The organism is Chlorobium phaeovibrioides, assembly GCF_003968655.1.
In the GTDB taxonomy this organism is placed as follows: domain Bacteria; phylum Bacteroidota; class Chlorobiia; order Chlorobiales; family Chlorobiaceae; genus Chlorobium; species Chlorobium phaeovibrioides.
Genome location: NZ_RXYK01000012.1, coordinates 1 through 22,250, shown reverse-complemented (window position 1 = coordinate 22,250; position 22,250 = coordinate 1). Strand labels below are relative to the sequence as shown.

Sequence of the window (22,250 nt, the reverse complement as noted above, 5' to 3'; positions counted from 1 at the left end):
AAAAACGGAACAAATGAATCAGCCATCAATAGCATATCTCGACAGCAACTACCGGTCAATCCTCTTCCGTGGATTCCACTTTCTGCCGGAAAACACTGCCGAAGGATGGGTCTACTGGCTGCCGCGTTACATTCTTCACAACACATCCCTGAAGGTCTATTTCCTCACAAACGACCGTGAGCTGTATCTGCTCAATGGTGACGAAACACTGCACAGGATTGAAAGTGAAGCCATTGACTCCATCGACATCTTTTTCGGAAGAACTGCCGGCAGCTTCGACCCAAAAAACCGTCTCATCCAAAGTGCAAAGCTGAAAATAGTGTATCCGCTCAAAAGCAGTGCCCCCGAGTCCTACCAGGGACACAGCGTGATTATTGTGCATGACGATGCCTTCATCAAACCCCTCCCGGACCACGATCGAGGCTTTTTCTACTGCGACAATACGAAAAGGGAGAACTTCTTCCTCTACCCGGCGGCCTTCACCAACCTGAAAGGGCAGCTGAAGTTCGCGAAAAGGGTGACAAGGCGTGCCCTCGGAGGGACGAAGGTCGTGTTCTGCGGCACGACAAAAAACGAAAGCTATGCAGAGGAGTGTTTCAGCATCCTGAGGCGCAAGCGCATCGACTTCGAATACCTGAAGCGGGTTTCAAAATCTGACATGGGAGACCTCTACAGGAAAACCCAGCTGACGCTCTTTTTCTCCCGCAGCGACTTCAACCCCAGGATCTTTTACGAAAGCATGGCCTGCGGTACGCCGTGCCTCCTATCCAAAAAGGTCAGCATCGCCGCGGAACTCGAACCCCTGGCATTCAGGACGTCGAACCTCATGATGAACCGGAACATCCGCCGTTATGCTTCATACCCCGACAGCCTTAAAGAAACCCTCTGCACCACTGCGCTGGATCTCACCGAAGAGAGATGCTATGAGCACCTGTTCGGCTACGCGCTGAGCCAGCGCAAAAGAGCCGGCAACCACTAACAACACACAATGACCCTCACCATCATCCTCTACATCCTCGGCCTGGCGCTCACTGTGGCAGTCATTCTTGTTGCCCGGAAAGCCATAAAAAAACACAATAAGAAAATGCGCCGCATGCATGGCCCAAACTGGTGCATCGGCCTCTATGAAGGCCCCGACCCCCTGACACTTTTTCCCGCAAAAGGAGTAACCAACCCGATTCTTAAAGCCGCAGATGTCACAAACATGACCTCTCGCCTTGTGGCCGATCCCTTCATGGTGAAGCACAACAGTGAATTCGTCCTCTTCTTCGAAATGATGGAGAAAAAGTCCGGCAAAGGAGACATAGGCTACGCAACCAGCCCCGACCTGAAAACCTGGACCTACGGCGGAACCGCCCTTTCCGAACCGTTCCACCTCTCCTATCCCTATGTTTTTCTTCATGAGGGTGAGCACTACATGATCCCCGAAGCAGGCAAATCAAACGAGATGACGCTCTATTGCGCATCCACCTTCCCGCACACATGGGAGCGCACCGCAACCATCCTCAAAGGAACAGACAGGACAGCCCCTCTCCAGGATCCCTCAGTCATACACCACAACGACCACTGGTACCTGTTCAGCTACGCCCCGCAAACCAAAAACCTGCACCTCTTCACCGCCAGCAACCTGAAGGGACCATGGAATGAACACCCCAATAGCCCCCTCATCAAAGAAAGCCGCCACTACGCACGCCCGGGTGGTAGGGTCATTCATTACAGCAACGCCATCTACCGCTACGCGCAAGACAGCGTGCCAAGCTATGGCAGCAAAGTATGGGGGTTCAGAATCACGGAGCTCACCCCCGCCACATACAGGGAAGAACAAACCTCAAACAACCCGATCATACAGGCAGGAAACGAAGCATGGAACAACAAAGGCATGCACACCATAGACCCGCACCAAATGGAAGACGGACGCTGGATTGCCATTGTTGATGGAATAGGTGACGGCATTGGAGCAACTGCACCATGAAAAAGACCTTCGTCATACTCTGCTCCGAATACCCTCCCTTCATGGGAGGCATATCACTCTGGGCAGAAAACCTGCTCGATACCCTGAGCGCGAACGGTTACGAAGCGGTGGTGATGACCCACATGACCCGGTCAAACAAAAAAAAGGGAGCCCGCTCCTCAAAACAGGTGCGTTACATCAAAGGACACGACTGGCAGAAGCTTCACTGGCTCTACCGCCTGCCCGGGCTCCTCAGGTACATGCTCACCAGAAAAGAACTGGTGCTCGTTGCCGCAACCTGGAACGACATAGAAGTCATCCACCGCCTGAAAGGTATCTTCCGTTTCAAGATATTCTGCGCATCGCATGGTACCGATATCACAAAACATGTCTATCCCCGAAAGCCCAAACTCATTGCAAAAATCAACCAGGTCTACTCCTCAGTTGACCTCTTCATGCCCGTAAGCAGCTCGCTTGATACCATTGCCCGGGATATGTACCCCAAGCTCACCTGCCCGACCCTGGTGCTTGGCTGCAATGTTAAAACCGACATGTTCATTCCCGAACACGACACAGGAAAGCAGCTGGCCCTTCGCCAGCTGCTTGGCATAGGCATTGCCCCCAACCGCCCCCTCCTTGTAACCGTCAGCAGGATGATGGCCGTCAAAGGGTTCCGCCATATCCTGATGGCACTCCCCGAACTGAAGAAAAGCTACCCGGGCATTACCTACATGATCGTCGCCAACCGCGACGAACCCGAAAGCCTTCTTCTCGATTCCCTTATCAAGGAGCTTCATCTCGAAAACAATGTCATCATCCACCCCACAGTGCAGAACGAAAAGCTGCCCCAACTGTTACAGGCGGCGGACATCTTCGTACTGACATCGGAACCGGTCTACTGCCCGTTCTACCAGGAAGAGGGCCTGCCAAGGGTGATACCCGAAGCCAGCGCCTGCGGCCTGCCGGTCGTCGTAAGCACCACGGGCGGACTACCGGAAGGAGTCGTCAACAATGAGACCGGCTTCATTGTCCCCAACGGCAACCAGGAGGCCTTGAAAAAAGCCATTCTCACTCTTCTCGGTAACCGTGATAAAGCACTAAAGATGGGCATGAAGGGACGGGAACATGTGCTGAAGAACTTCTCTGATAAGAGTATGACCGACAACATTCTCGCCATGGCAGAAAAGGAGCTGTAAGATGAAGAACCCCCAAGTCACCATTCTCATGCCCGTTCATAACGGGGAGCGCTACCTCAGGGAAGCTATTGACAGCATCCTGAAACAATCGTTCACAGACTTCGAGTTCCTCATCATTGATGACGGTTCAACCGACGGCAGCACAACAATTGTCAAATCCTACGAAGACCCAAGAATCCGCCTCATCGCCAACCCTGAAAACCACGGCACCGTCCATGTGCTCAACCAAGGTATCAGCGAAGCAAAAGGAACATACATCGCACGAATGGACGCTGATGACATCAGCCTACCCACAAGGCTTGAGAAACAGGTACACTTCATGGACAACCACCCTGAAATAGGCATTTCAGGCACCGCAATGCGGCTCATAAAAAATGGCAAGCTAAAAAACACAAGAACACTGCCAGAAACAGACGAAGAGCTCAAAATCCAACTCCTCTTCAGCACCTGCTTCTTCCACCCCACCGTCATCATGCGATCAGACCTTGCAAAAGCGCACCCCTACCCCGAAAACCTCATCTACACTCAGGATTACAACTACTGGACATCCCTGGCAGATAAAACCGCCTTTGCCAACATCCCGGAAACCTTACTATATTTCCGTGAGCATGCTGGACAGTTGAGCTCGAGGAAGGCGGATCTCCAGGTCAGCAACGCACGGCACATTCGATCAGGCTACCTCCAGCGGATGATCGGCACCCCGTCCCCCGAAGAGCTTGAAACCCATCACCGGATAGCCGAAAACCGAGGGGATGTCAATCTTCAGGCGGCAGAACGCTGGCTAGTGAAGCTGCTGGCACTGAACGAAGCAGGAAATCGCTTCGAACGCACCGTCCTGCAGCAGGAAATCAGCCGGAAATGGTGGCTGACCTGCCGAAAGAATATGAACCACAACAGAGAGACCCTTGCGGCCTACCTCCGCTCCCCCCTTTCCGCCCACTACCGGCCGGAAAGGATTAAATACTGGAAATTTGTGCTGAGGTGCATAGCCGGCCGCAACGATTGACCAACAGACTGAAGAGCAAAAGTGAAACTCAAAAACGCCCCGCAATACCTGAAATCCGGACTGGAATCGATATTCTGGCCCCCCCATACCCGACTCTTCATAAAGGGGGACAATGCTAATTGGAGCCTCTACTGGGACGCCGTGGAACTCACCGCTATCTGCCGAAAACTCGGCATCCATGTCATCGATGCAAAATACCGGCGGCTCATGAAGGGCCAGTGCTTCTTCAACATGAGCCGCTATGAGTTTCTGGAGAACTGGCAGAAACCCGACTGCCGCATCGCGTTCCCTTACTACCACGGCAATCCGGCATGGGACGATAAATCGAGGGGGATGCTCAAAACCATCCGTCAGCACCATGAGGATATTTCCAGGATCCAGGTCAGTTGCCGGTTCATGGAAGAGACTGTGCTGGACACCGGGATTGCACACGAAAAAGTGTTCCGAATACCCATCGGGATCAACCTTGATCACTTCAGCCCTGCCGGACCCGGGCAGAAAAAACAGCGGCGGGCTGCGCTCGGCATCCCTGAAAGCGCGGTTGTTATCGGATCGTTCCAGAAAGACGGCAACGGCTGGAGCGAAGGGCTGGAACCGAAAATGGAGAAGGGCCCCGACATATTTCTGAAAGCGATGGAAATCCTGAAGGATGAGGTTCAGGGGCTTTTCGTGCTGCTGACAGGTCCGGCAAGGGGGTATGTGAAAAACGGACTGGACAGGCTGGGCATTCCCTTCGCCCACCACTTCCTGAACGACTACCTTGACATCGGAAAATATTATCATGCGCTTGATGCCTATGTCATCTCATCAAGAGATGAAGGCGGCCCCAAGGCCGTACTCGAATCAATGGCCAGCGGGGTACCGCTCATCAGCACCGGGGTAGGACAGGCCACGGATCTCATCGAGCATGGAAATAACGGCTTTCTCGCTGATATTGAGGATGCAGAAGCTTTGGCGCACTGGACACTTGCCGTTATGCAGGACAAAGCGCAACAAGCCACTGTTGTCCAAAACGGCATCCTGACCGCCAAAGCCAACGCCTATACAAATCAGCTCTCCGCATGGAAATCCTTTATGAAAGGCTATGTCGACTGATCCGGGAAAGAAAAAATTGATTCAGCACATCCATATGTCACAACGCCCACGCATTCATATCCTATGGGAATTCTCCGATAAGCCATGGGGAGGCGGAAATCAGTTTTTGAAGGCGCTGAAAACACAATTCGTGGCGCAGGGGCTGAATGCAGAAACTCCCGAAACAGCCGATGTCATCCTGTTCAACAGCCACCAGTTTCAGAAACAGGCTCTTCAGCTGAAACGGAAGTATCCGAAGAAGGTCTTCATTCACAGGGTGGACGGGCCGCTCTTCCATACCAGGGGAGACTCGGGCATTGCCACCGACAGGGCGATATTCTACTGCAACAGGCTCATTGCCGACGGAACGGTGTTCCAGTCGAAATGGAGCCGCAATGAGTCGTACCGCCAGGGGATGGGAAAGAACCGCCATGAAACCTGCATCATCAATGCCCCTGACCCGATGATTTTCCATGCCACCCAGGGCCGGCACCAAAGAGCAGACAATAAAATCCGGCTGATTGCCACGACATGGTCATCAAATCCCCGAAAGGGTTTTGACATCTTCAACTATCTTGACGATCACCTTGACTTCAGCACGTACTCAATGACATTCGTCGGAAATACCGAGACATCGTTCCGCAACATAAACGCCATCTCCCCGCAGCCCTCTGAAAAGCTGGCCGACCTGCTGAGAGGACACGACATATTCATTGCTGCAAGCCAGGGAGAACCATGCTCCAACAGCTTTCTGGAAGCGCTCCACTGCGGACTGCCTGCCGTAGCCAGGAACAACTCAAGCTACCCGGAACTCCTCAACGGAAACGGCCTCCTCTTTAATGGAACAGAAGATGTCCTTCAGACTATCGGGAACATCGCAAGGCACATCGACGCATACAGGGCAAATATCAATGTTCTCAGCATGACCGAGGTGGCGACCCTCTACATTGATTTCATCACAGCGATTTACAGAAGAGTCGCCGAGAGAACATACGCCACAAAACGCCTTTCCCCCTTAAGCTATTTGCATGCACGGCTATTGCTCAAATACCTGAGGAAAGCCTAAAACGAAACGATCACAACACAAGAGAATGAGCGAGCGTTCAGCTAAAATATTCATCGCAGGACATCAGGGCATGGTTGGGTCGGCTATTGCCAGACTGCTGCAAAAAAACGGATGCGAAAACATTGTCACCCGTAGCCGCAGGGAACTCGACCTCACACGGCAGTCGGATGTCCAGCAGTTCTTCAGGAAGGAAAAACCCAATCAGGTATACCTGGCTGCTGCAACGGTCGGTGGTATCCATGCAAACAACACGTTTCCAGCCGATTTCATATACAACAACCTGATGATTGCGGCAAATATCATCCAAGCGGCCCATCAATATGACACCGAACGGCTCCTTTTTCTCGGCTCAAGCTGCATCTACCCGAAACTGGCCCCCCAGCCCATGCAGGAAGATGCGCTGCTGACAGGGAAACTGGAACCGACGAACGAACCCTATGCAATAGCGAAAATTGCCGGCATCAAACTCTGCGAAAGCTTCAACCGCCAGTATGGAGCCGACTTCCGCAGCGTGATGCCGACGAATCTCTATGGACCAGGCGACAATTACCATCGCGAAAACTCGCATGTCATCCCCGCGCTGCTCCGGCGGTTCCATGAAGCCAAAACAAACAATGATCCAGAAGTCATGGTCTGGGGCAGCGGAAACCCCAGGCGCGAATTTCTCTATGTGGATGACCTGGCATCGGCATCGGTGCATGTGATGCACCTCGACAAAGCATCATATGACGCCCATACATCCCCTATGCAGCAGCATATCAACGTCGGCGCAGGGAAAGACATACCCATTAAAGAACTTGCAACCCTCGTCGCCGACACCGTTGGATACAACGGAACCATAAGCTTCGACGCCAGTAAACCCGACGGCGCGCCGAGGAAGCTGATGGACAGCACCCTGATCCAATCACTGGGATGGAAGCCGGCTATCGGCATTGAAGAGGGGCTGAAGTTAGCATATCAAGATTTTATAATCTCGGCAAACCGCAGCCGATAATAACACACGAAACATATGAGCGAACAAAAAAAAGTCGCGCTGATCACCGGCATCACCGGCCAGGATGGAGCCTATCTCGCTGAACTGCTCCTAAAAAAAGGCTATGAGGTCCATGGCATCAAAAGACGAAGCAGCCTTTTCAATACCGCCCGTATTGATCACCTCTATAAGGATCAGCATGAGCAGAACGTCAGGTTTTTCCTTCACCATGGAGACATGACTGACTCATCCAGCCTTATCAGGGTTATCCAGCAGACACAACCTGACGAGATATACAACCTTGCGGCACAGAGCCATGTTGCTGTCAGCTTTGAGGAACCGGAGTATACCGCCAATTCCGACGCGCTCGGCGCCCTGCGGGTTCTCGAGGCGATCCGCATACTGGGACTCGAGAAAAAAACCCGGTTCTACCAGGCAAGCACGTCGGAGCTATACGGACTGGTTCAGGAAACACCGCAAAAAGAGACGACGCCGTTTTACCCCCGCAGTCCATACGCAGTCGCCAAACTATACGCATACTGGATCACGGTCAACTACCGTGAGGCCTACGGCATATACGCCTGCAACGGCATTCTCTTCAACCACGAAAGCCCCATACGCGGCGAAACCTTTGTAACCCGCAAAATCACCCGTGCGCTCGCCAGGATCAAACTCGGCCTGCAGGATTGCCTCTATCTCGGCAACCTTGACGCAAAACGCGACTGGGGACATGCCCGGGATTATGTCGAGATGCAATGGCTGATGCTACAGCAGGATAAGCCTGAGGATTATGTCATTGCCACTGGAGTGCAATACAGTGTCCGTGAGTTTATCAACGCCGCGGCTAAAGAGCTGGATATGAACATCGGCTGGCAGGGATGCGGTGTGGAAGAACACGGCATAGATCAGGACGGCAAGCGGATCATCAGGGTTGATCCCCGTTATTTCAGGCCTACCGAGGTTGAAACCCTGCTTGGTGACGCATCAAAAGCCAGGAATCGTCTGGGCTGGGTTCCGAAGACGACTTTCGAAGAGTTGGTTTCGGAAATGGTTCGAGAAGATATGACCCTTGCCCAGAGGGATACCCTGGTAAAAAAACATGGCTATAAGGCCTTGGATTACAGGGAGTGACGACGATACGATGCAATCATGCTCTTTCAAAAAACATTCGACGATGCAGTCTGGACTCCCCCCCCTTCTTGTCACCTCTGCCGTTCGTGTATCGGCACCATTTGTTGTCCTGAACGACGCCGAACGACGCATAGAACTGACAATCCATGCACTCGCGCAGTGGCTGGCCATTGCTCCGGATTTGACTATCGTCCTGTGTGACGGATCAAATTTCGATTTTTCAGAGATTGTCAGAGAGCGGTTTCCCGCAGCAAACGTTGAATGCCTTAGTTTCAGCAATGATGCCCGAAAAGTAGCACTTTACGGAAAAGGGTTCGGTGAGGGTGAAATTGTCAACTACGCCCTTGAACACTCCCATATATTGCGGGATGCCGAGGTTTTTGCCAAATGCACCAGCAAGCTATGGGTCGGCAATTTTATCGAGATTATGCGCCACTGGAACCATGAATTCCAGTTCGAACTGAAGATAAGGCATCAGCTATCCATTCGACGCATTGTTTCGACTGCTTTCGACAGCCGATTCTACATTATCAAGAAAGAACTCTATGTAAAGCATTTTCTTGAAGCTTACCGTGATGTTCGTGATGTTCGTGATGAGGAGGGCTACTACCTAGAGCATTCTTTTCATGATATCGTAATAAACAACGGGTTTTCTATTTACAAAGGACTGTTTCCCATCCCGCCTTTCGTTGAAGGGGTTTCGGGGACAAGGGCGAACAAGTATGCCCCTGAAGCATTTACCATTAAAAAGCGCACAAAGCGTTTTCTTATGAGATGGGTATGGTACCTGCGAGAGCGATACATGACACATGAAAAAACTGGCGAAACAGCTTGAGCCACATTCAGCGTAGAAACACAAAACGATTGACGTCCAGTCAAAACAGATGTGGTGCACGAGAATGTACCTGTTGAGAGGCGCCCAAGAAGATAAACGCATTTGATGACGAGGAGTACTCACAAAGAAACGGCAATGGCGCTGAAACAAAAAGGCATTGCATGGGCGCAGACAATACGATTGATCATCACCCGCGCGTCTGCGCCTGATGATGATCAATCAACAGCCCGACTGGAGTCCGCGGCCCACAGTTTGCCATCATGGGCTTGCATTCTGCTTTCAAAAAAATATCGGACGCGAGGCAATGTTGCTGTTGCGAAAAGGATTACCCTCGCTGGGCTGGCCCGAAGTCCGAAAAATGTCCTGCTACTGAAAGAGGGAGCCAAAATATCTGAAGCCCGGAAGGAGTGGGATCAGGTGAAATCAAGCTGGAAAAAGATCCTTCAGGCCGGAAGCACAGGCATGGCTGCTCGCGCAATGAGCCACATCATTGATGCTCACTGCAAGCTTGGGGAGTTTGATGAGGCGCAGGCGCTTATGGAAGCCCATTTGGCGCGCTATCCCAACCATCGTTATTTCCAGAAAAAAAGGCTCTCGCCTGAGGAAATAGCGTTCTGCAACCACCTTGGCGTTCATCCGATGGCATATGCCGACTATGAATACCGGCTTAAATCAGGAAAGAACAGCCACAATGCCGGCAATAACATGCGGACCGAATCACCCGAGGTGCTGCATGTAACGGCCAACCCGCGATTCGGCAATACCATTATCCAGCTAAGCAATGCACTAAACCTTGCCCAAACCCTGAATGTGAGGGAAATCTGGCTGCCGGGATTCTGGTACCTGCAGGAACAGTTCGCGACCCGTGACGGCATCGTGGTCAAAAACCCGCCATCCGCAGATGAATGCTCAAGGATGGGGAAATCGATCCTCGCCGGAGACTTCTTTCAGAGAAAATATTTCTTTGACGTCCTCACACCGAACCGATTGCCCATATCGTCCTTTTTAGGTCAAGAATGCCTGCGACTTAATGCTCCCTTGCCTTTAGGTAAAAGGGATCTGGTCATACATCTCAGGGCAGGCGACGTGTTCAGGGTTGGCGAAAAAGTCCATCCTGACTATGGCCAACCACCGCTCTCTTTTTACGAAAAGATCCTTGCAAGCGGACAATGGGACAGCGTGACCATCGTCTGCGAAGATGACGGCAATCCTGTCCTCCTCCCCCTTCTTGACTATGCCCGGAGTTCAACTGGAACAGTCACCAGAAAGTCAGGATCATTGAAAGAAGATATTGAGTGCCTGCTTAGTGCAAGAGTCCTGGTCGCCTCGTCAGGAACATTCATTCCTGCAATTGCGGAACTCTCGGGAAATCTGGACACGATGTTCTGCTTCAACAACGAAACTACATTCACAAGCAATACGGATGTAATAGTAGACGTAAAGGACCGTACCGGAGAATATGTCGCTAAAGTCATGAGGGGCAACTGGGAGAACACTCCATCACAACGATCACTTATGCTGCACTATCCTATGGAGAATCTTGACATTACCTCATACAGCCTGAAAAGTCGACGCTGAGACACAACCCCCAGCGTATGCCGGAATGAACATATGAGCACCTAACCCCGATAATTCCCGAAGGGAAATCCCCGGCAATCAGCTACATTCATACATACTCCAAAACCACGAAGCACCTTCAGGAATGCACCTCACGCTCTTCTTCACCCATAACACCGCCCTGAAAGACTGGGACCGGGTGGGCATGCTTGAGCGTGAAGTGGCGCTCTACAGGAAACACATGGACGCCGGAGCGAAGGTGTCTTTCGTCACATACGGCCGAAAGGACCGCATCCGTTACAAAGACCGTCTTGAGGGCATCGAAATCCTCTGCAACGAATACGGCCTGCCGCTACCGATCTACACGAGAATGATCCCGCTCCTTCATGCCGGGACGCTTCGCCGGACAAACATCATCAAATCGAACCAGACTCCCGGAGCCCTGACGGCTCTCAGGGCAGCGCAAGTCCACCGCAAACCGCTGCTCGCCCGGTGCGGCTACATGCACTCTGAATTCATTGAGCGCGAACGCGGTGAACACTCTAAACAGGCAATTGAGGCACTCAACTATGAGTCAAAACTTTTCAGTGCAGCAGACGGCATCGAGGTCACCACGCCAATGATGCAGGAAAGCATTGAGAAACGGATTTCAGGAACAAATGGCAAAGTTACCGTCATACCAAACTATGTCAACACTGAGCTCTTTGCCCCCTCTTCCTCAGTAAAAGATATTGACATTCTCTTTATTGGACGACTCAATCCCCAGAAAAACCTTCAAACCCTTCTCAAGGCGTTGCAGGGCCTCAAGCTAAAAATCGCCATCATCGGGAAAGGTCCGCTGGAAGATGAGCTCAAATCCCAGGCTCAGGGACTCGAACTGGATATTGAATGGCCGGGAAACATCCCCAATCCGGATCTCCCCAATTGGCTGAACCGATCGAAAATCTTCGTGCTGCCCTCGCACTACGAAGGGCATCCTAAAACCCTTATCGAAGCCATGGCGACAGGGCTTCCTGTCATCGGAGGTGACGCTCCCGGCATACGGGAAATAATCAGCCACCTGAAAACCGGCTGGCTCTGCCCAACCGACACCGGGGGCATACGCGAAGCCGTTGAAGAACTCATGGCATCTGAAGCATTAAGACAACACCTAAGCAATAATGCCCGGGGATTTGCCATAGACAAGTATTCCCTTGGCACCATAGCCGAACAAGAACTCAATCTGCTTGACAAGCTCATGCGATGAAAAACAAAATCACCATCTCTGGAGCACTCCTCTTCTTCCTCCTCGTCCAGTGGTACGGCATCTACTTCATGCTCTACAATCATCCCGGCCCGCTGGGGCTGAATGATTCAGCGTTCTATATCCAAGAGATCGACTTCTTCCGGGAGTTCCCCCTTTCGAGCCCATCGCTTGCACCAAGCAATATCAACAAGATTCTACACCCATACATATTCGGGCTGCTTGCGTCCTTGATGGGTATTTCGACAACAAGCATGTTCCATCTCAACTTCTATATCGGCATCTTCCTGATGGGTCTTACCATCACCAGCCTTGTAAAAAAAATCGATTCGTCCGCCCTCTTTACAGTCATCGCCCTGCTACTTTTTGCATTCCATGAGGGGAAAGGCAGCTACCATGGTTTTTTCTGGGTCGTCCCCAGCTTCTACGCCATCATGCTGTTTCTCTTGACTGCAAGAGCTGTTTTTTACTCAAAGCACCACTATATCTATGGGCTGCCGCTTCTAGCCCTTTTGCTTGTCACCCATTCCACCGGCATTTATTTAGGTTCCCTTATCGTTGTTGCAATTCTGCTCCATGAAACGCTGTTCAAGAGAAACCTGCCCGGGATAAAAAAATTAGTGGCATTTCTGCTTGCCGTGAGCGTAATATTTATAGGAAGCGAATATCTTTACCAGCAACACATCCTGCCGGCATCATTTACATCTTCATTCAATTCATACAGGAAAGTCGAGTTCCAGAATCTCATGCCGGCTACGGCCCTCAATGATATACTGGAAACCATAGGCCGTCACGATTTCTCCAAATACTTTTACGGCCTCTACACGCCCCTCGTCGTCTATGGGCTCTATTGGATATGGAAAGAGAAAAAATACCCTCTCCTGTCACTCTTTATGGCGGCACTCATTGGACAGATTCTCATTTCTCCTCTCTCAAACTATACCTACCGGTTTTTTTATCCTCTTGAAATTCTCACTTGGATAGTCATCGCATACGGACTCAGCAAACTGCTGCAACCTCGGGAATGGTCAACTGCAGGTATTACAGCAAAAACTTCCCGATGGGCGCTGGTTGTGCTCTCCAGCCTCTTTCTGTACAACACCATCCATCAAAAAGCAGCTCACAACTTCTATTTCAAGTTCTATAATCCGTTGTTTCTGGAAGCAAAAGCATTCACGGACTATCTTGATAACAATCAAGACAAAAAACTGGCAATGTATGTCAAGCATCCGGGAGTCTATAAGGGGTTGCAGCAATCCGGAATGGACTTTGCCTATCATTTCAACCCATCCGGAAAAAACATAGCACGGGACCCGGAATCTTGGCTGGTCATCGGTGAAAACCTCCGGCTCTATGAGGCAAACAATGGAGGATTCAGAGCCCTCCTTCCGAAAGACGGCGCTTTACACATCAAAACCCCGGCATTGCTTCCGGGGCGCTATAGAATTGAGTTGATTGACACTGAACTACCCGGCACCGATGGCATCAGCATATCTGCAGACGGCGTGACCCTGTCGGACTGGCAGGAAGACTCCTATGCCGTCCGGTTCCCCGAAAAGGGCATGTATCCGCCCATCATGCCTCCCTGGTACTGGTTCCCTGATACCACATGGCCGCTTCACAACAGACCAATGCGCAAAACCAACATTGTCCGTGAAAGCAGAAAACACTCGATAGACTTCACCCTGCATGAACCGACAGCATCCCTCATGTTGCGGAACTCAGGCGAGACCCGCTATCTTGCTGGCATGATCCAACTGACCAACCTCGACACCGGATTGGCGCAGGTTATAGATTTCTACTGGGGAGATGAAACGACGCTTAAGGAGGGAATATCACTGGTCTATGGCGACAAAGAGCTCCCTCTCTTATGGACCGATCCGAACGGAGCGCCTGGAAGAGCATACCTGTTCCAGATGAAAAAGGCATTCAAGGATGCAAAAGCGTTTACCTATTATGGTAAAAGCGGTGAGCTTTAAATCAGAGAATCTTCGTCCTTCGATGTAAACTGTATGTCATGATACATCCGGTACAGACCGTCTTTGGCCATCAGCTCAGCGTGCGTTCCGGACTCCGCCACATGGCCCCGGTCCATTACAATGATTCTGTCGGCGTTCTTTACGGTTGAAAGCCTGTGGGCCACAACCAGCGCCGTCCTGTCGGAAAGCGCGTTATCTATGGCGTCCTGCACCACTTTCTCCGACTCATTGTCAAGCGCACTGGTTGCCTCATCGAAAATCAAGAGATCCGGGTTGCGCACCATGGCACGCGCAATGGCAAGCCGCTGGCGCTGACCACCTGAGAGCTGGATACCCCTGTCCCCCACAACCGTTTCGTATGCTTCGGGCTTCTCCTCAATGAACCCGCTTGCGTTTGCAAGCTTTGCCGCTGCTACCACCCGCTCATGCATCACACCGTTCTGCACCCCGTAGGCAATATTCTGTTCGATGGTGTCGTTAAAGAGGATGACCTCCTGGCTCACCACCCCAATCATGCTGCGCAGCTGTTTGTAATCAAACTCCCTGATATCGACACCGTCAATCGTAATGCGCCCCTTGTCCACATCGTAAAACCGAAGTAAAAGATCGACAGCCGTCGACTTACCTGACCCCGACTGGCCAACAAGCGCGACCATCTCACCCTTCCGTATCTCAAACGACACCCGGTCGAGCACCCGTGCACTCCCCTCTTCCTGCCTGTAGGCAAAAGAGACATCCTCAAAACGAATCACATCGGAAAAACCTGAAATCGGCTTGGTTCCGTTCACGACAAGCGGCTCGGCATCAATCAGCTCGAACAAGCGCTCAGCGGACACCATGCCGCTCTGGATGTTTGTGTTGGCTTCGCCAAGCATCTTCAATGGCCCCATAGCTGAATAGAGACTGAAGGCAAACACAATCAGCTCGTTGGCCGTCATGCTGCCCTCAAACACCTGCAGACCGCCAAACCAGAGTACCATAGCAACCGCACTGACAAGTAGGGTCTCATTGAGCGGGGAGATGATGTTCTTCAGTCGGTACACCTTGAGATCAAGACGGCGGAATTCGTTGGTAAAGCTCTTGAACCGTTCAACCTCCACATTTTCAAACCCGGTCGACTTGATCACCTTGATGCCGTTGAACTTCTCCTGCAGGACAGAGTTCATATCGCCCATTTTTTCACGGATGAGGCGTGAAAGCGCCTTGACCCGCTTGCCGATCACCTGAATGAGGAAAAAGATTATGAGCGATACTGCAAAGGCAAAAAGCGTCAGTTTCCAGCTCAAGACAAACAGAATGCCAATATAGACGAATATGGTGAACGGGTTCTGTATAAAATTGATGAAGGTGGAACTGATTGAGCCCTGCACAACGCCAACATCGTGGTAAACATGGTTCATCAACCCACCGACACGCTGGTGGTTGAAATAGTCCAGATGCATCTCTATGATGGTATGGAATACATTATCACGAAGTGTCTTTGTCGCCTTGGTCTGTATACGGTATATCAACTGCTTGTTGATATAGAGAAAGGTATTCTTCAGGGCGAAGGCCGCAATAAGGAACAAGCAGATGTTCAGGAGCATCTGCCGCTTTGTCTCCGCCTGAAAGAGTTGCTGGAACTTTTCGGTCACCTGCTCCTGCAGCGCCTTCGTATCGATCAGGCTGTTTTTTGATGCAAGCGACTCACGGCTGAGCGAAAGCCCTTTGGGGGAGACGGCCGCTACACTGTCCGGTGATGCCGGCCCGGGCGTCACTGGAGCGCTGACTGTCTTGTCTGCCGTAAAGATGGCGTTGAGGAGGGGCAGGACGGAATAAATAGAGACCACACTGAAAAGCGAGGTCAAGAGACTGACAAACACAACAAGGACTATCTTTCCCTTAGACGGGGCAAGATAGCTCAATACCCGTAAAATCAACTTCATAGGAGGCAATCAACCCTTAAGCAAACATGGAACGAAACCAAAGGAATAAAGTAAGCGTTCACCGCCTAATAACCAACCATAACGCAAAAGACCCCATTGGCGACGACTGCAGCCATGGAGCCATGGAGTAATACTACTCATTGCCTTGATGAGGGCTCAAGTCCCCTGAGCCTCTCCACCCGGTCCCGTGCGTTTCCATCGATCATGCAACCAGAACCACTCCTCCGGATACCTATAGATATAGCTTTCGAGCACCCTGGTATAGCGACGGGCGAGCTCTTCAATGTCATCCTTGGAGCCGGTGAGGTCATCCGTGGGGACTTCCTGCATCTCAACCTTGTACCGCCCGCCCCCTATGCGGCGGCACATGCCGGCGAACAGAGGAACGCCTGTTTTCAGTGCAAGAAAAGCGGGTCCGAGAAAAACAGAGGTGGTCCTGCCAAGGAAGGGTGTAAAGAACCCTTCATCAGGATCGGACTGGTCCGCCAGAAGGGTGAGGAGCCCCCCTTGACGCAAAGTGCTGAGAGCCACTCTCGGGGCTTTGGAGGCATACACCATCTTGTTTCCCCTAAGGCTGCGCCACTGGTTGATTTTCCTGTCAATTGCCCTGTTGCGCAGACGCTTGACAACAATTGTCAAAGGAGCAATGAGCATGCCGGTACACAGGCCGAGCAACTCCCAGTTGCCGAAATGCGCCGAAACCATCACCGCACCCTTGCCCTTATCGCGCGTTCTCAAAAGAAAATCCCCCGGTTCAATCTCAATCAGGGCCTCGGCGTCCTCTCGTGTCTGCACAAGGGGAAGGCGGAGCACCTCGATGATGTTTTCCGCCTGATTTCGATACACTTGGCCTGCCAGGCAGCGCACCTCTTTGGGGGATTTATCGGGAAAGACTATGGAGATGTTCTCCTCAACAAGAGAGCGGCGGATCCTCAGAACATGGAATATGACATCACCGATGAAATGAGCCAACGCCACAGAGTGGGTTCGCTTAAGGCTCCTCACCAGCATACCAAGCAGCATGAACGCCTGATAGCCCAATAGCTGCCGGAACTTTTTCAATGTCATGCAGGAGAGGTTGGTCAGTAATGGAAGTTTTTCAGCAAAACATACATTAAACCCCCAGCTAAAACAAGAGCCCTACCTTCCGCAGCACTGCTTGTACTTTTTTCCGCTGCCGCAGGGGCACCGGTCGTTGCGACCCACACGGGCCTCTGAACGGATCATCCCACCGCCACCGTGCTGCGAAAGGTACTCACGGCGCCAGGGCACCCAGAACTCCCGAAGGTCAAGCACATTGAAGCCCAGTTCGTCCTGCACTTTTTCCTTCATCTCTTCAACCTGCAGCTCCCGGGAATCCTGCGCCTCATCGAACATACCGGCCATCATTGCAAACGGAGCGAGAAGCATCTTGCCCTGCTCATCCTTAAAGGTCCGATCCCACACGCCCTTGTCGATCATTGCTCCGCAAATGAACCCCTGAGCCCAGTCCCTGACCGCCAGCGGCCTATCTTCAGCCGCCTTAATGCCCAGCTCATCGAATAGCGGCGTGTACCCTGCAGCTTCATCGCCAAGCTTGCCAACCACGATGTTGTAATAGGTGAAGAGCAGCCCCATTGCCTTCTCCACTTCCCCTTTAGAGGCAAAGCCAGGCTCCCGGCCGCTCCCGGTGACATCCCATACCCACGGCAGCCATCGGTCAGGCAGGATGGCTTCGGGATGGATTGCCAGAGCTGAAAAAAAACCATCAAGCATCATGACCGACATCGCACCCTCAGTTGTCGCTCCTGTCTCGAGCAAATCACGAAGCCCCAGGAACAAGGCAATCCCCTCACTCACTGATTCAGGTGAATGCATCTCATCGTCACGCGGAAACAAGCGTCCTACCTCATCGTTGAAAGAGGCACAATCAAAAGCCCTGGCATTGAACCCATCGCCGAGGCTCTCAAGAAGCGCAGCGTATCCCCCGACTCCCCCGCAATCCTCTGGCGGGCAGGCACCAGAGCCATCAAGGCAACACAGAGGGAACTCTTCCGGCAGAAGCTCACCGACCGACTCAAGAATGATCTCATGCACCCAGTCGTCCCCGTAATCGTACACATAGAGGCACCGCTCACCCGGCTCCGCAAACAGCGACTGGAGCGTATGGTGACGCTCATCGAGCACACCGGCGTCCAACGCCCCCTCCTCTGCCTCACCGTAGTGTAAACGGTTTGCCCCTACAAACTCGTGCAGGTGCCGGTTCTCCCAACCCATTACCAGCTGGAGTGATGTATGCACAAGCGGAAGCTGGGCCTCGGCAGGCATCCGAACCCGCCGCCAGACGGGAGGCTCGGCATGCAAAAGCGATACGCGAAGTTCATAAACAAGCAAGGTAGACTCCGGTCTTATAAGTTGATACAGTTGATTCAGGGAACAGGAGCCCTTACGACATAAAGCTCCAGCCAAGATTCAAGAATATATCAATGCGCCACGAAAAAAAAACATTATCGCACGGGCGTCACTCCCATCAAACCCCTTCCCGATCTGCCGCTCCCGAAACTGCTCCTTCCTCTTCCCCCAGCCATAAAGGCGACAGGGTTCTCGGGGGCGCTCCCGAAGGTGACGGCGACATTGTTCTACATCGACGAGGCCGACCCGCTGGCCGGCAGGACGGGCCATACGGGGATGGTGCGCCGGAACGAGGGCGTCCCGGCGGTGTTCCAGGAGGAGCGGGGAGGGGGTCACTCAAAAGAGTGAGCAAGTAAATGAGCCAAAGAACACGCAAGAGCTTCAGCAACGATTTCAAGGCCAAGGTGCCCCTTGAGGCCATTCACGGAGTAAAAACCCTGAATGAGATTGCTCAGGAATACGGCGTTCACCCCGCTCAGGTTTGTAAGTGGAAGAAAGAACTGCAGAAGCAGGCGGCAAGCCTTTTCGAGATGAAGAGAGACCCTAAGCCGGTGGACCCGGCGGCTGATCCAGAAAAACTGTACTCTGAAATAGGCCGTTTAAAGGTGGAATTGGATTGGTTAAAAAAAGTCCGGCTTCTCCCGATGAAGACGCACAGAGCCTGGATCAGCGAACAAGAGCCCTTGGCGATTGCAAGCCAGTGCGCATTGGCTGGAACCTATCGCTCGTCATTCTATGTCCCGCCGGTCGCGCAGTTCTTTAACGCTGAGGAAGCGACGCTTCTGGACCTGATCGACAAGGAATACACCCGGCATCCGTTCTTTGGCAGCCGCAAGATCAAGAAGTATCTTATCGACCTCGGATACAAAATCAATCGCAAGCGGGTACAGCGGCTCATGAGAAGGCTGGAGCTGGCCAGTATTGCCTCCGGGCCCAACACCAGCTTGCCGCATCCGCAACACAAGATCTATCCGTACCTGTTGCGGGGCATCTATGTGACCCGCCCCAAGCAAGTCTGGTCCGTTGACATTAATTACTGCCAACTGCCTCAAGGGTGCATGTATCTGGTGGCGATCATTGACTGGTACTCTCGCAAGGTGCTGGCGTAGCGTTAAACATGAGGACCTGTAGGCGCAAGGGTATGGTTACGCGGTAGAATTACAGCAGGGCTTAAAGGAATATTTTGTAGATTACAACACAGTTCGTCCGCATCAGTCTCTTGGCTACAGTACTCCTGATGAGGTGTATCGCTCAGACCAAGGCGGCGGGGCTCACATCGTTGACAGGTATCGGCTGAAGAACGAGCCGAAACAAGAGTTGGTTGAAAAAGGGGGGCAACGCCTTTCCGCTGCATAATCAGCTGGTTACCAGCTTAAAATCGGCCCTTTCTGTCTACTGGGTGGGGTCCACTACATTGTTCGCTTGAAACCATCGCAGTAACAGAACTCCAGCTGCTAAACAATTTGATTTTAAATTATTAACATATTGAACAGTATAGTGACCAAGCAGAAGACCATCATCATAGTAGCGACCCTCTTTTTCCTCATCGTCCAGTGGTACGGCGTCTTCTTCATGATGTACAACCATCCCGGCCCGCTCGGCATCGATGACGCGCTCGCCTACATCTCGAACATCGAGTTCAGGATCGCCCCTCCCGCCGAGTACATATTGATCCCGGACAGGGACCAGATCCTATTCTCGCTTGCATATGGGACCCTGGCCAGGGCGCTCGGCATTTCGGCGACGGCCATGTTCCATGCAAATTTCTATATCGGTCTTTTCCTGATGGGGCTGGCCCTCCTCCTTTTCCTAAAAAAAACCGACCGCTCGCCGCTCTTCATTGCTGTTGCGCTCGGCATCTTTGCTTTTTATGAAGGAAAGGGCTCCTACCATGGATTCTTCTGGGTGGTTCCCAGTTTCTATGCGATACTGTTTTTCATTCTCTCCGCATCCGCACTGTTCTACTCGAAACATCGCATCCTTTTCAGCATTCCGCTAGTGGCCATGATGCTGCTGACCCATTCGACAGGACTCTATCTGGCCGTGGTTCTGCTCGGAGCACTCCTCATACATGAAGGACTCTTTCTCAGACACGGCAGACGGCTGAAATACGTCTTATGGGCCGGGATACTCTTCATTGCCATAGCCGTCGGCTCCGACTACCTGCACGGGCTCCATCTCTTTCCGTTCTCATTCTCAAAAACCATCGAGTCAAAAATGAGTCCGGACGCGGTCCGGATGATCACGGCAGAAAACGACTGGAGGGCGCTGATTGGGCACATAGGCTCAGAGCTGCTCAAGACCGTCATTAGACACGACTTCGCAAAATACTACTACGGGCTATACACGCCACTGCTCGCATACGGCATCTATTACATTATAAGAGAGCGGAAATATCCGCTTGCATCCATATTCATCGCGGTGCTTGCAGGCCAGCTCACCATGGCTCCTCTTACCGAGCAGAGCTACCGGTTCTTCTATCCGCTTGAAATCGTAACATGGATGGTCATTGCGTACGGCGTCGCAAAAATGCTTGAAACGCTGTTCTTCAGGGACATACGGCAACAATCGACTACAAGGGAGTGGGTCCTTGCATGGCCGCTTCTAACCCTATCCCTGCTCTTCGTCTATAACGCAGCCCACCAGAAAGCGTCACACGGATGGCTCTTCAAGTTCTACAACCCGCGATACTCCGATGCCGACGCTCTGGGCAGCTGGCTCCACGAACAGCAGGGGAAATCACTGGCGACCTATACCCCTGAAACATACCGGGGATATTATCTCGGGCTTCCTGGAGGACACAGGGACCTGCAGTTCCGCTTCAATGCATCGGGAGAGGAAATAGCGAAGCATCCCGAAGAATGGCTGGTCATCGGTGAAACGAGAAAATACGGGAAACCGACGAAACCGGAGTTCAGGGCCTACTGGCCGCTCCACGGGAAACTGGAACTGAAAACCACGGCGCTTTCGCCGGGGCGTTACAAACTGGAGCTGATCGACACCGGCATCGGCAATCCTGACGGACTCGTAGTGTCCGCAGGCAATACTTCAAACACAATATGGCAGTCGAAAGGGCTGGAAATAACCATCCCTGAAGAGGGCAGCTATCCCCCCGCGCTGCTTCCATGGTATTGGAACAGCGATAAACCATGGCCGCTATACAACAGTCCGCTCAATAACGTGCCTCCGGTACGATCAAGCACGCAGCACAGCATGAAATTCACCCTTGCCGAAAAGACCGACCGGCTGACAATTACCAACCACCGGCAACCGCTCTTCATCATAGGGGAGATTCTCCTGACTAATCTCAATACCGGAAGAAGGTCCATTTTCGACCTCTATCGGGGAGACGCCGATACGCTGAACGCAAACCTGGCACTAGTGCGGAATGGCATGCGCCGGCCCATATTATGGAACTGCAACAAGAGCGCTCCGGGCAAACAGATGCTCTTTCGGCTGGAGAAGAACTTCGAAGAAGTCAAGGTCTTCTCATATTACGGTTCAGATCCTGAACTGTAAAGACGCCGTCCCACTGAAGTACTCCCAATTCGTAGGACAGCTACCGAGAGAAATTAAGTTTTTGATGCGTATATCCCCTTAATCGGTCACCTTGAAACTAGAGCTTCCGGCCTATTTTGTTGTAATGCAAGAAATTCATTCGGGGTCAGACCACTCAAAGAATAATGGGGCCTGAAGCCGTTGTAATCGTTTTGCCACTCCTCGATTTTGCCTCGAACATCGTCAAGGCTATTGAACCAATAGGTCGACAGGCATTCATCCCGAAACTTCCCGTTGAATGATTCAATATACGGGTTATCGGTCGGCTTGCCGGGTCGAGAGAACGCCGAACGACCTTGTTCTCATATGCCCATCGATCCAGTTCCTTTGAAATGAACTCGCTGCCGTTGTCAACCTGTATCCGC

General features: G+C 52.1%; 17 protein-coding genes and 2 pseudogenes. 15 read left to right on the top strand and 4 right to left on the bottom strand.

The window, feature by feature from the left end; all coding sequences use genetic code 11:
* Positions 1-13: 13 nt before the first annotated feature.
* The 12 genes from EKD02_RS07655 (at position 14) to EKD02_RS07600 (ending at position 14,011) form a co-directional block, all read left to right on the top strand.
* The gene (locus tag EKD02_RS07655; protein ID WP_185805719.1) at positions 14-979 is read left to right on the top strand and encodes a glycosyltransferase; all 966 of its coding nucleotides are present in this window, start codon (positions 14-16) and stop codon (positions 977-979) included.
* 9 nt (positions 980-988) lie between these two features.
* Complete coding sequence (locus tag EKD02_RS07650) at positions 989-1,972, top strand: glucosamine inositolphosphorylceramide transferase family protein (protein ID WP_126384829.1); 984 nt, start codon at positions 989-991, stop codon at positions 1,970-1,972.
* Positions 1,969-3,147, top strand: a complete 1,179-nt coding sequence (locus EKD02_RS07645; RefSeq protein WP_126384827.1) for a glycosyltransferase family 4 protein — start codon at positions 1,969-1,971, stop codon at positions 3,145-3,147. The genes EKD02_RS07650 and EKD02_RS07645 overlap by 4 nt, the downstream gene beginning before the upstream one ends.
* 1 nt (position 3,148) lies before the next feature.
* On the top strand, positions 3,149-4,153 hold the full coding sequence (locus EKD02_RS07640; RefSeq protein ID WP_126384825.1) for a glycosyltransferase family 2 protein: 1,005 nt from the start codon (positions 3,149-3,151) through the stop codon (positions 4,151-4,153).
* Positions 4,154-4,174: 21 nt separating this feature from the next.
* Positions 4,175-5,248, top strand: coding sequence for a glycosyltransferase family 4 protein (locus tag EKD02_RS07635; protein WP_244924422.1), 1,074 nt, complete (start codon positions 4,175-4,177; stop codon positions 5,246-5,248).
* 34 nt (positions 5,249-5,282) lie between these two features.
* Positions 5,283-6,293 (top strand): glycosyltransferase, encoded by a 1,011-nt coding sequence (locus EKD02_RS07630; RefSeq protein ID WP_185805718.1) that lies wholly within the window; start codon positions 5,283-5,285, stop codon positions 6,291-6,293.
* Positions 6,294-6,318: 25 nt separating this feature from the next.
* Positions 6,319-7,287, top strand: coding sequence for a GDP-L-fucose synthase (gene fcl / locus EKD02_RS07625; protein WP_126384822.1), 969 nt, complete (start codon positions 6,319-6,321; stop codon positions 7,285-7,287).
* Positions 7,288-7,302: 15 nt separating this feature from the next.
* Entirely contained in the window at positions 7,303-8,397 is a 1,095-nt protein-coding gene (gene gmd / locus EKD02_RS07620; RefSeq protein WP_126384820.1) for a GDP-mannose 4,6-dehydratase, read from the top strand.
* 43 nt (positions 8,398-8,440) lie between these two features.
* Positions 8,441-9,232: a hypothetical protein gene (locus EKD02_RS07615; protein WP_126384818.1), complete on the top strand. Its 792-nt coding sequence runs from the start codon at positions 8,441-8,443 to the stop codon at positions 9,230-9,232.
* 105 nt (positions 9,233-9,337) lie between these two features.
* Complete coding sequence (locus tag EKD02_RS07610; RefSeq protein WP_148102968.1) at positions 9,338-10,810, top strand: tetratricopeptide repeat protein; 1,473 nt, start codon at positions 9,338-9,340, stop codon at positions 10,808-10,810.
* A gap of 124 nt (positions 10,811-10,934) precedes the next feature.
* Positions 10,935-12,035, top strand: a complete 1,101-nt coding sequence (locus EKD02_RS07605) for a glycosyltransferase family 4 protein (protein ID WP_126384814.1) — start codon at positions 10,935-10,937, stop codon at positions 12,033-12,035.
* On the top strand, positions 12,032-14,011 hold the full coding sequence (locus tag EKD02_RS07600) for a hypothetical protein (protein ID WP_126384812.1): 1,980 nt from the start codon (positions 12,032-12,034) through the stop codon (positions 14,009-14,011). Before EKD02_RS07605 ends, EKD02_RS07600 begins: the two co-directional genes overlap by 4 nt.
* Here the strand turns inward: EKD02_RS07600 and EKD02_RS07595 are convergent.
* The 3 genes from EKD02_RS07595 to EKD02_RS07585 form a co-directional block, all read right to left on the bottom strand.
* Complete coding sequence (locus EKD02_RS07595; RefSeq protein ID WP_126384810.1) at positions 14,008-15,936, bottom strand: ABC transporter ATP-binding protein; 1,929 nt, start codon at positions 15,934-15,936, stop codon at positions 14,008-14,010. The genes EKD02_RS07600 and EKD02_RS07595 overlap by 4 nt on opposite strands.
* 156 nt (positions 15,937-16,092) lie before the next feature.
* Complete coding sequence (locus EKD02_RS07590; protein WP_011889912.1) at positions 16,093-17,004, bottom strand: lysophospholipid acyltransferase family protein; 912 nt, start codon at positions 17,002-17,004, stop codon at positions 16,093-16,095.
* A 72-nt stretch (positions 17,005-17,076) separates the two neighbouring features.
* The gene (locus tag EKD02_RS07585) at positions 17,077-18,309 is read right to left on the bottom strand and encodes a UPF0149 family protein (protein ID WP_126384808.1); all 1,233 of its coding nucleotides are present in this window, start codon (positions 18,307-18,309) and stop codon (positions 17,077-17,079) included.
* 228 nt (positions 18,310-18,537) lie between these two features.
* Here EKD02_RS07585 and EKD02_RS10030 point away from each other — a divergent pair, with 228 nt between their 5' ends.
* From EKD02_RS10030 to EKD02_RS07575, 3 genes and pseudogenes are all read left to right on the top strand, one after another.
* Positions 18,538-18,675 carry a hypothetical protein gene (locus EKD02_RS10030; protein ID WP_185805717.1) on the top strand — a complete coding sequence of 46 codons (138 nt, stop codon included), beginning with the start codon at positions 18,538-18,540 and terminating at the stop codon, positions 18,673-18,675.
* Positions 18,676-18,683: 8 nt separating this feature from the next.
* Positions 18,684-19,683 (top strand): annotated as a pseudogene (locus EKD02_RS07580) (IS3 family transposase).
* Positions 19,684-19,824: 141 nt separating this feature from the next.
* Complete coding sequence (locus EKD02_RS07575; RefSeq protein WP_126384806.1) at positions 19,825-21,846, top strand: hypothetical protein; 2,022 nt, start codon at positions 19,825-19,827, stop codon at positions 21,844-21,846.
* A gap of 86 nt (positions 21,847-21,932) precedes the next feature.
* On the opposite strand, the pseudogene EKD02_RS07570 reads toward EKD02_RS07575, so the two are convergent.
* Positions 21,933-22,250: pseudogene (locus tag EKD02_RS07570) on the bottom strand (integrase core domain-containing protein); the annotation flags it as partial.

Coding starts and splice junctions, on each gene's coding strand:
- EKD02_RS07655 (WP_185805719.1), top strand. CDS start 14: ATGAATCAGCCATCAATAGCATATCTCGACAGCAACTACCGGTCAATC.
- EKD02_RS07650 (WP_126384829.1), top strand. CDS start 989: ATGACCCTCACCATCATCCTCTACATCCTCGGCCTGGCGCTCACTGTG.
- EKD02_RS07645 (WP_126384827.1), top strand. CDS start 1,969: ATGAAAAAGACCTTCGTCATACTCTGCTCCGAATACCCTCCCTTCATG.
- EKD02_RS07640 (WP_126384825.1), top strand. CDS start 3,149: ATGAAGAACCCCCAAGTCACCATTCTCATGCCCGTTCATAACGGGGAG.
- EKD02_RS07630 (WP_185805718.1), top strand. CDS start 5,283: ATGTCACAACGCCCACGCATTCATATCCTATGGGAATTCTCCGATAAG.
- fcl (WP_126384822.1), top strand. CDS start 6,319: ATGAGCGAGCGTTCAGCTAAAATATTCATCGCAGGACATCAGGGCATG.
- gmd (WP_126384820.1), top strand. CDS start 7,303: ATGAGCGAACAAAAAAAAGTCGCGCTGATCACCGGCATCACCGGCCAG.
- EKD02_RS07615 (WP_126384818.1), top strand. CDS start 8,441: ATGCAGTCTGGACTCCCCCCCCTTCTTGTCACCTCTGCCGTTCGTGTA.
- EKD02_RS07610 (WP_148102968.1), top strand. CDS start 9,338: ATGACGAGGAGTACTCACAAAGAAACGGCAATGGCGCTGAAACAAAAA.
- EKD02_RS07605 (WP_126384814.1), top strand. CDS start 10,935: ATGCACCTCACGCTCTTCTTCACCCATAACACCGCCCTGAAAGACTGG.
- EKD02_RS07600 (WP_126384812.1), top strand. CDS start 12,032: ATGAAAAACAAAATCACCATCTCTGGAGCACTCCTCTTCTTCCTCCTC.
- EKD02_RS07595 (WP_126384810.1), bottom strand. CDS start 15,936: ATGAAGTTGATTTTACGGGTATTGAGCTATCTTGCCCCGTCTAAGGGA.
- EKD02_RS07590 (WP_011889912.1), bottom strand. CDS start 17,004: ATGACATTGAAAAAGTTCCGGCAGCTATTGGGCTATCAGGCGTTCATG.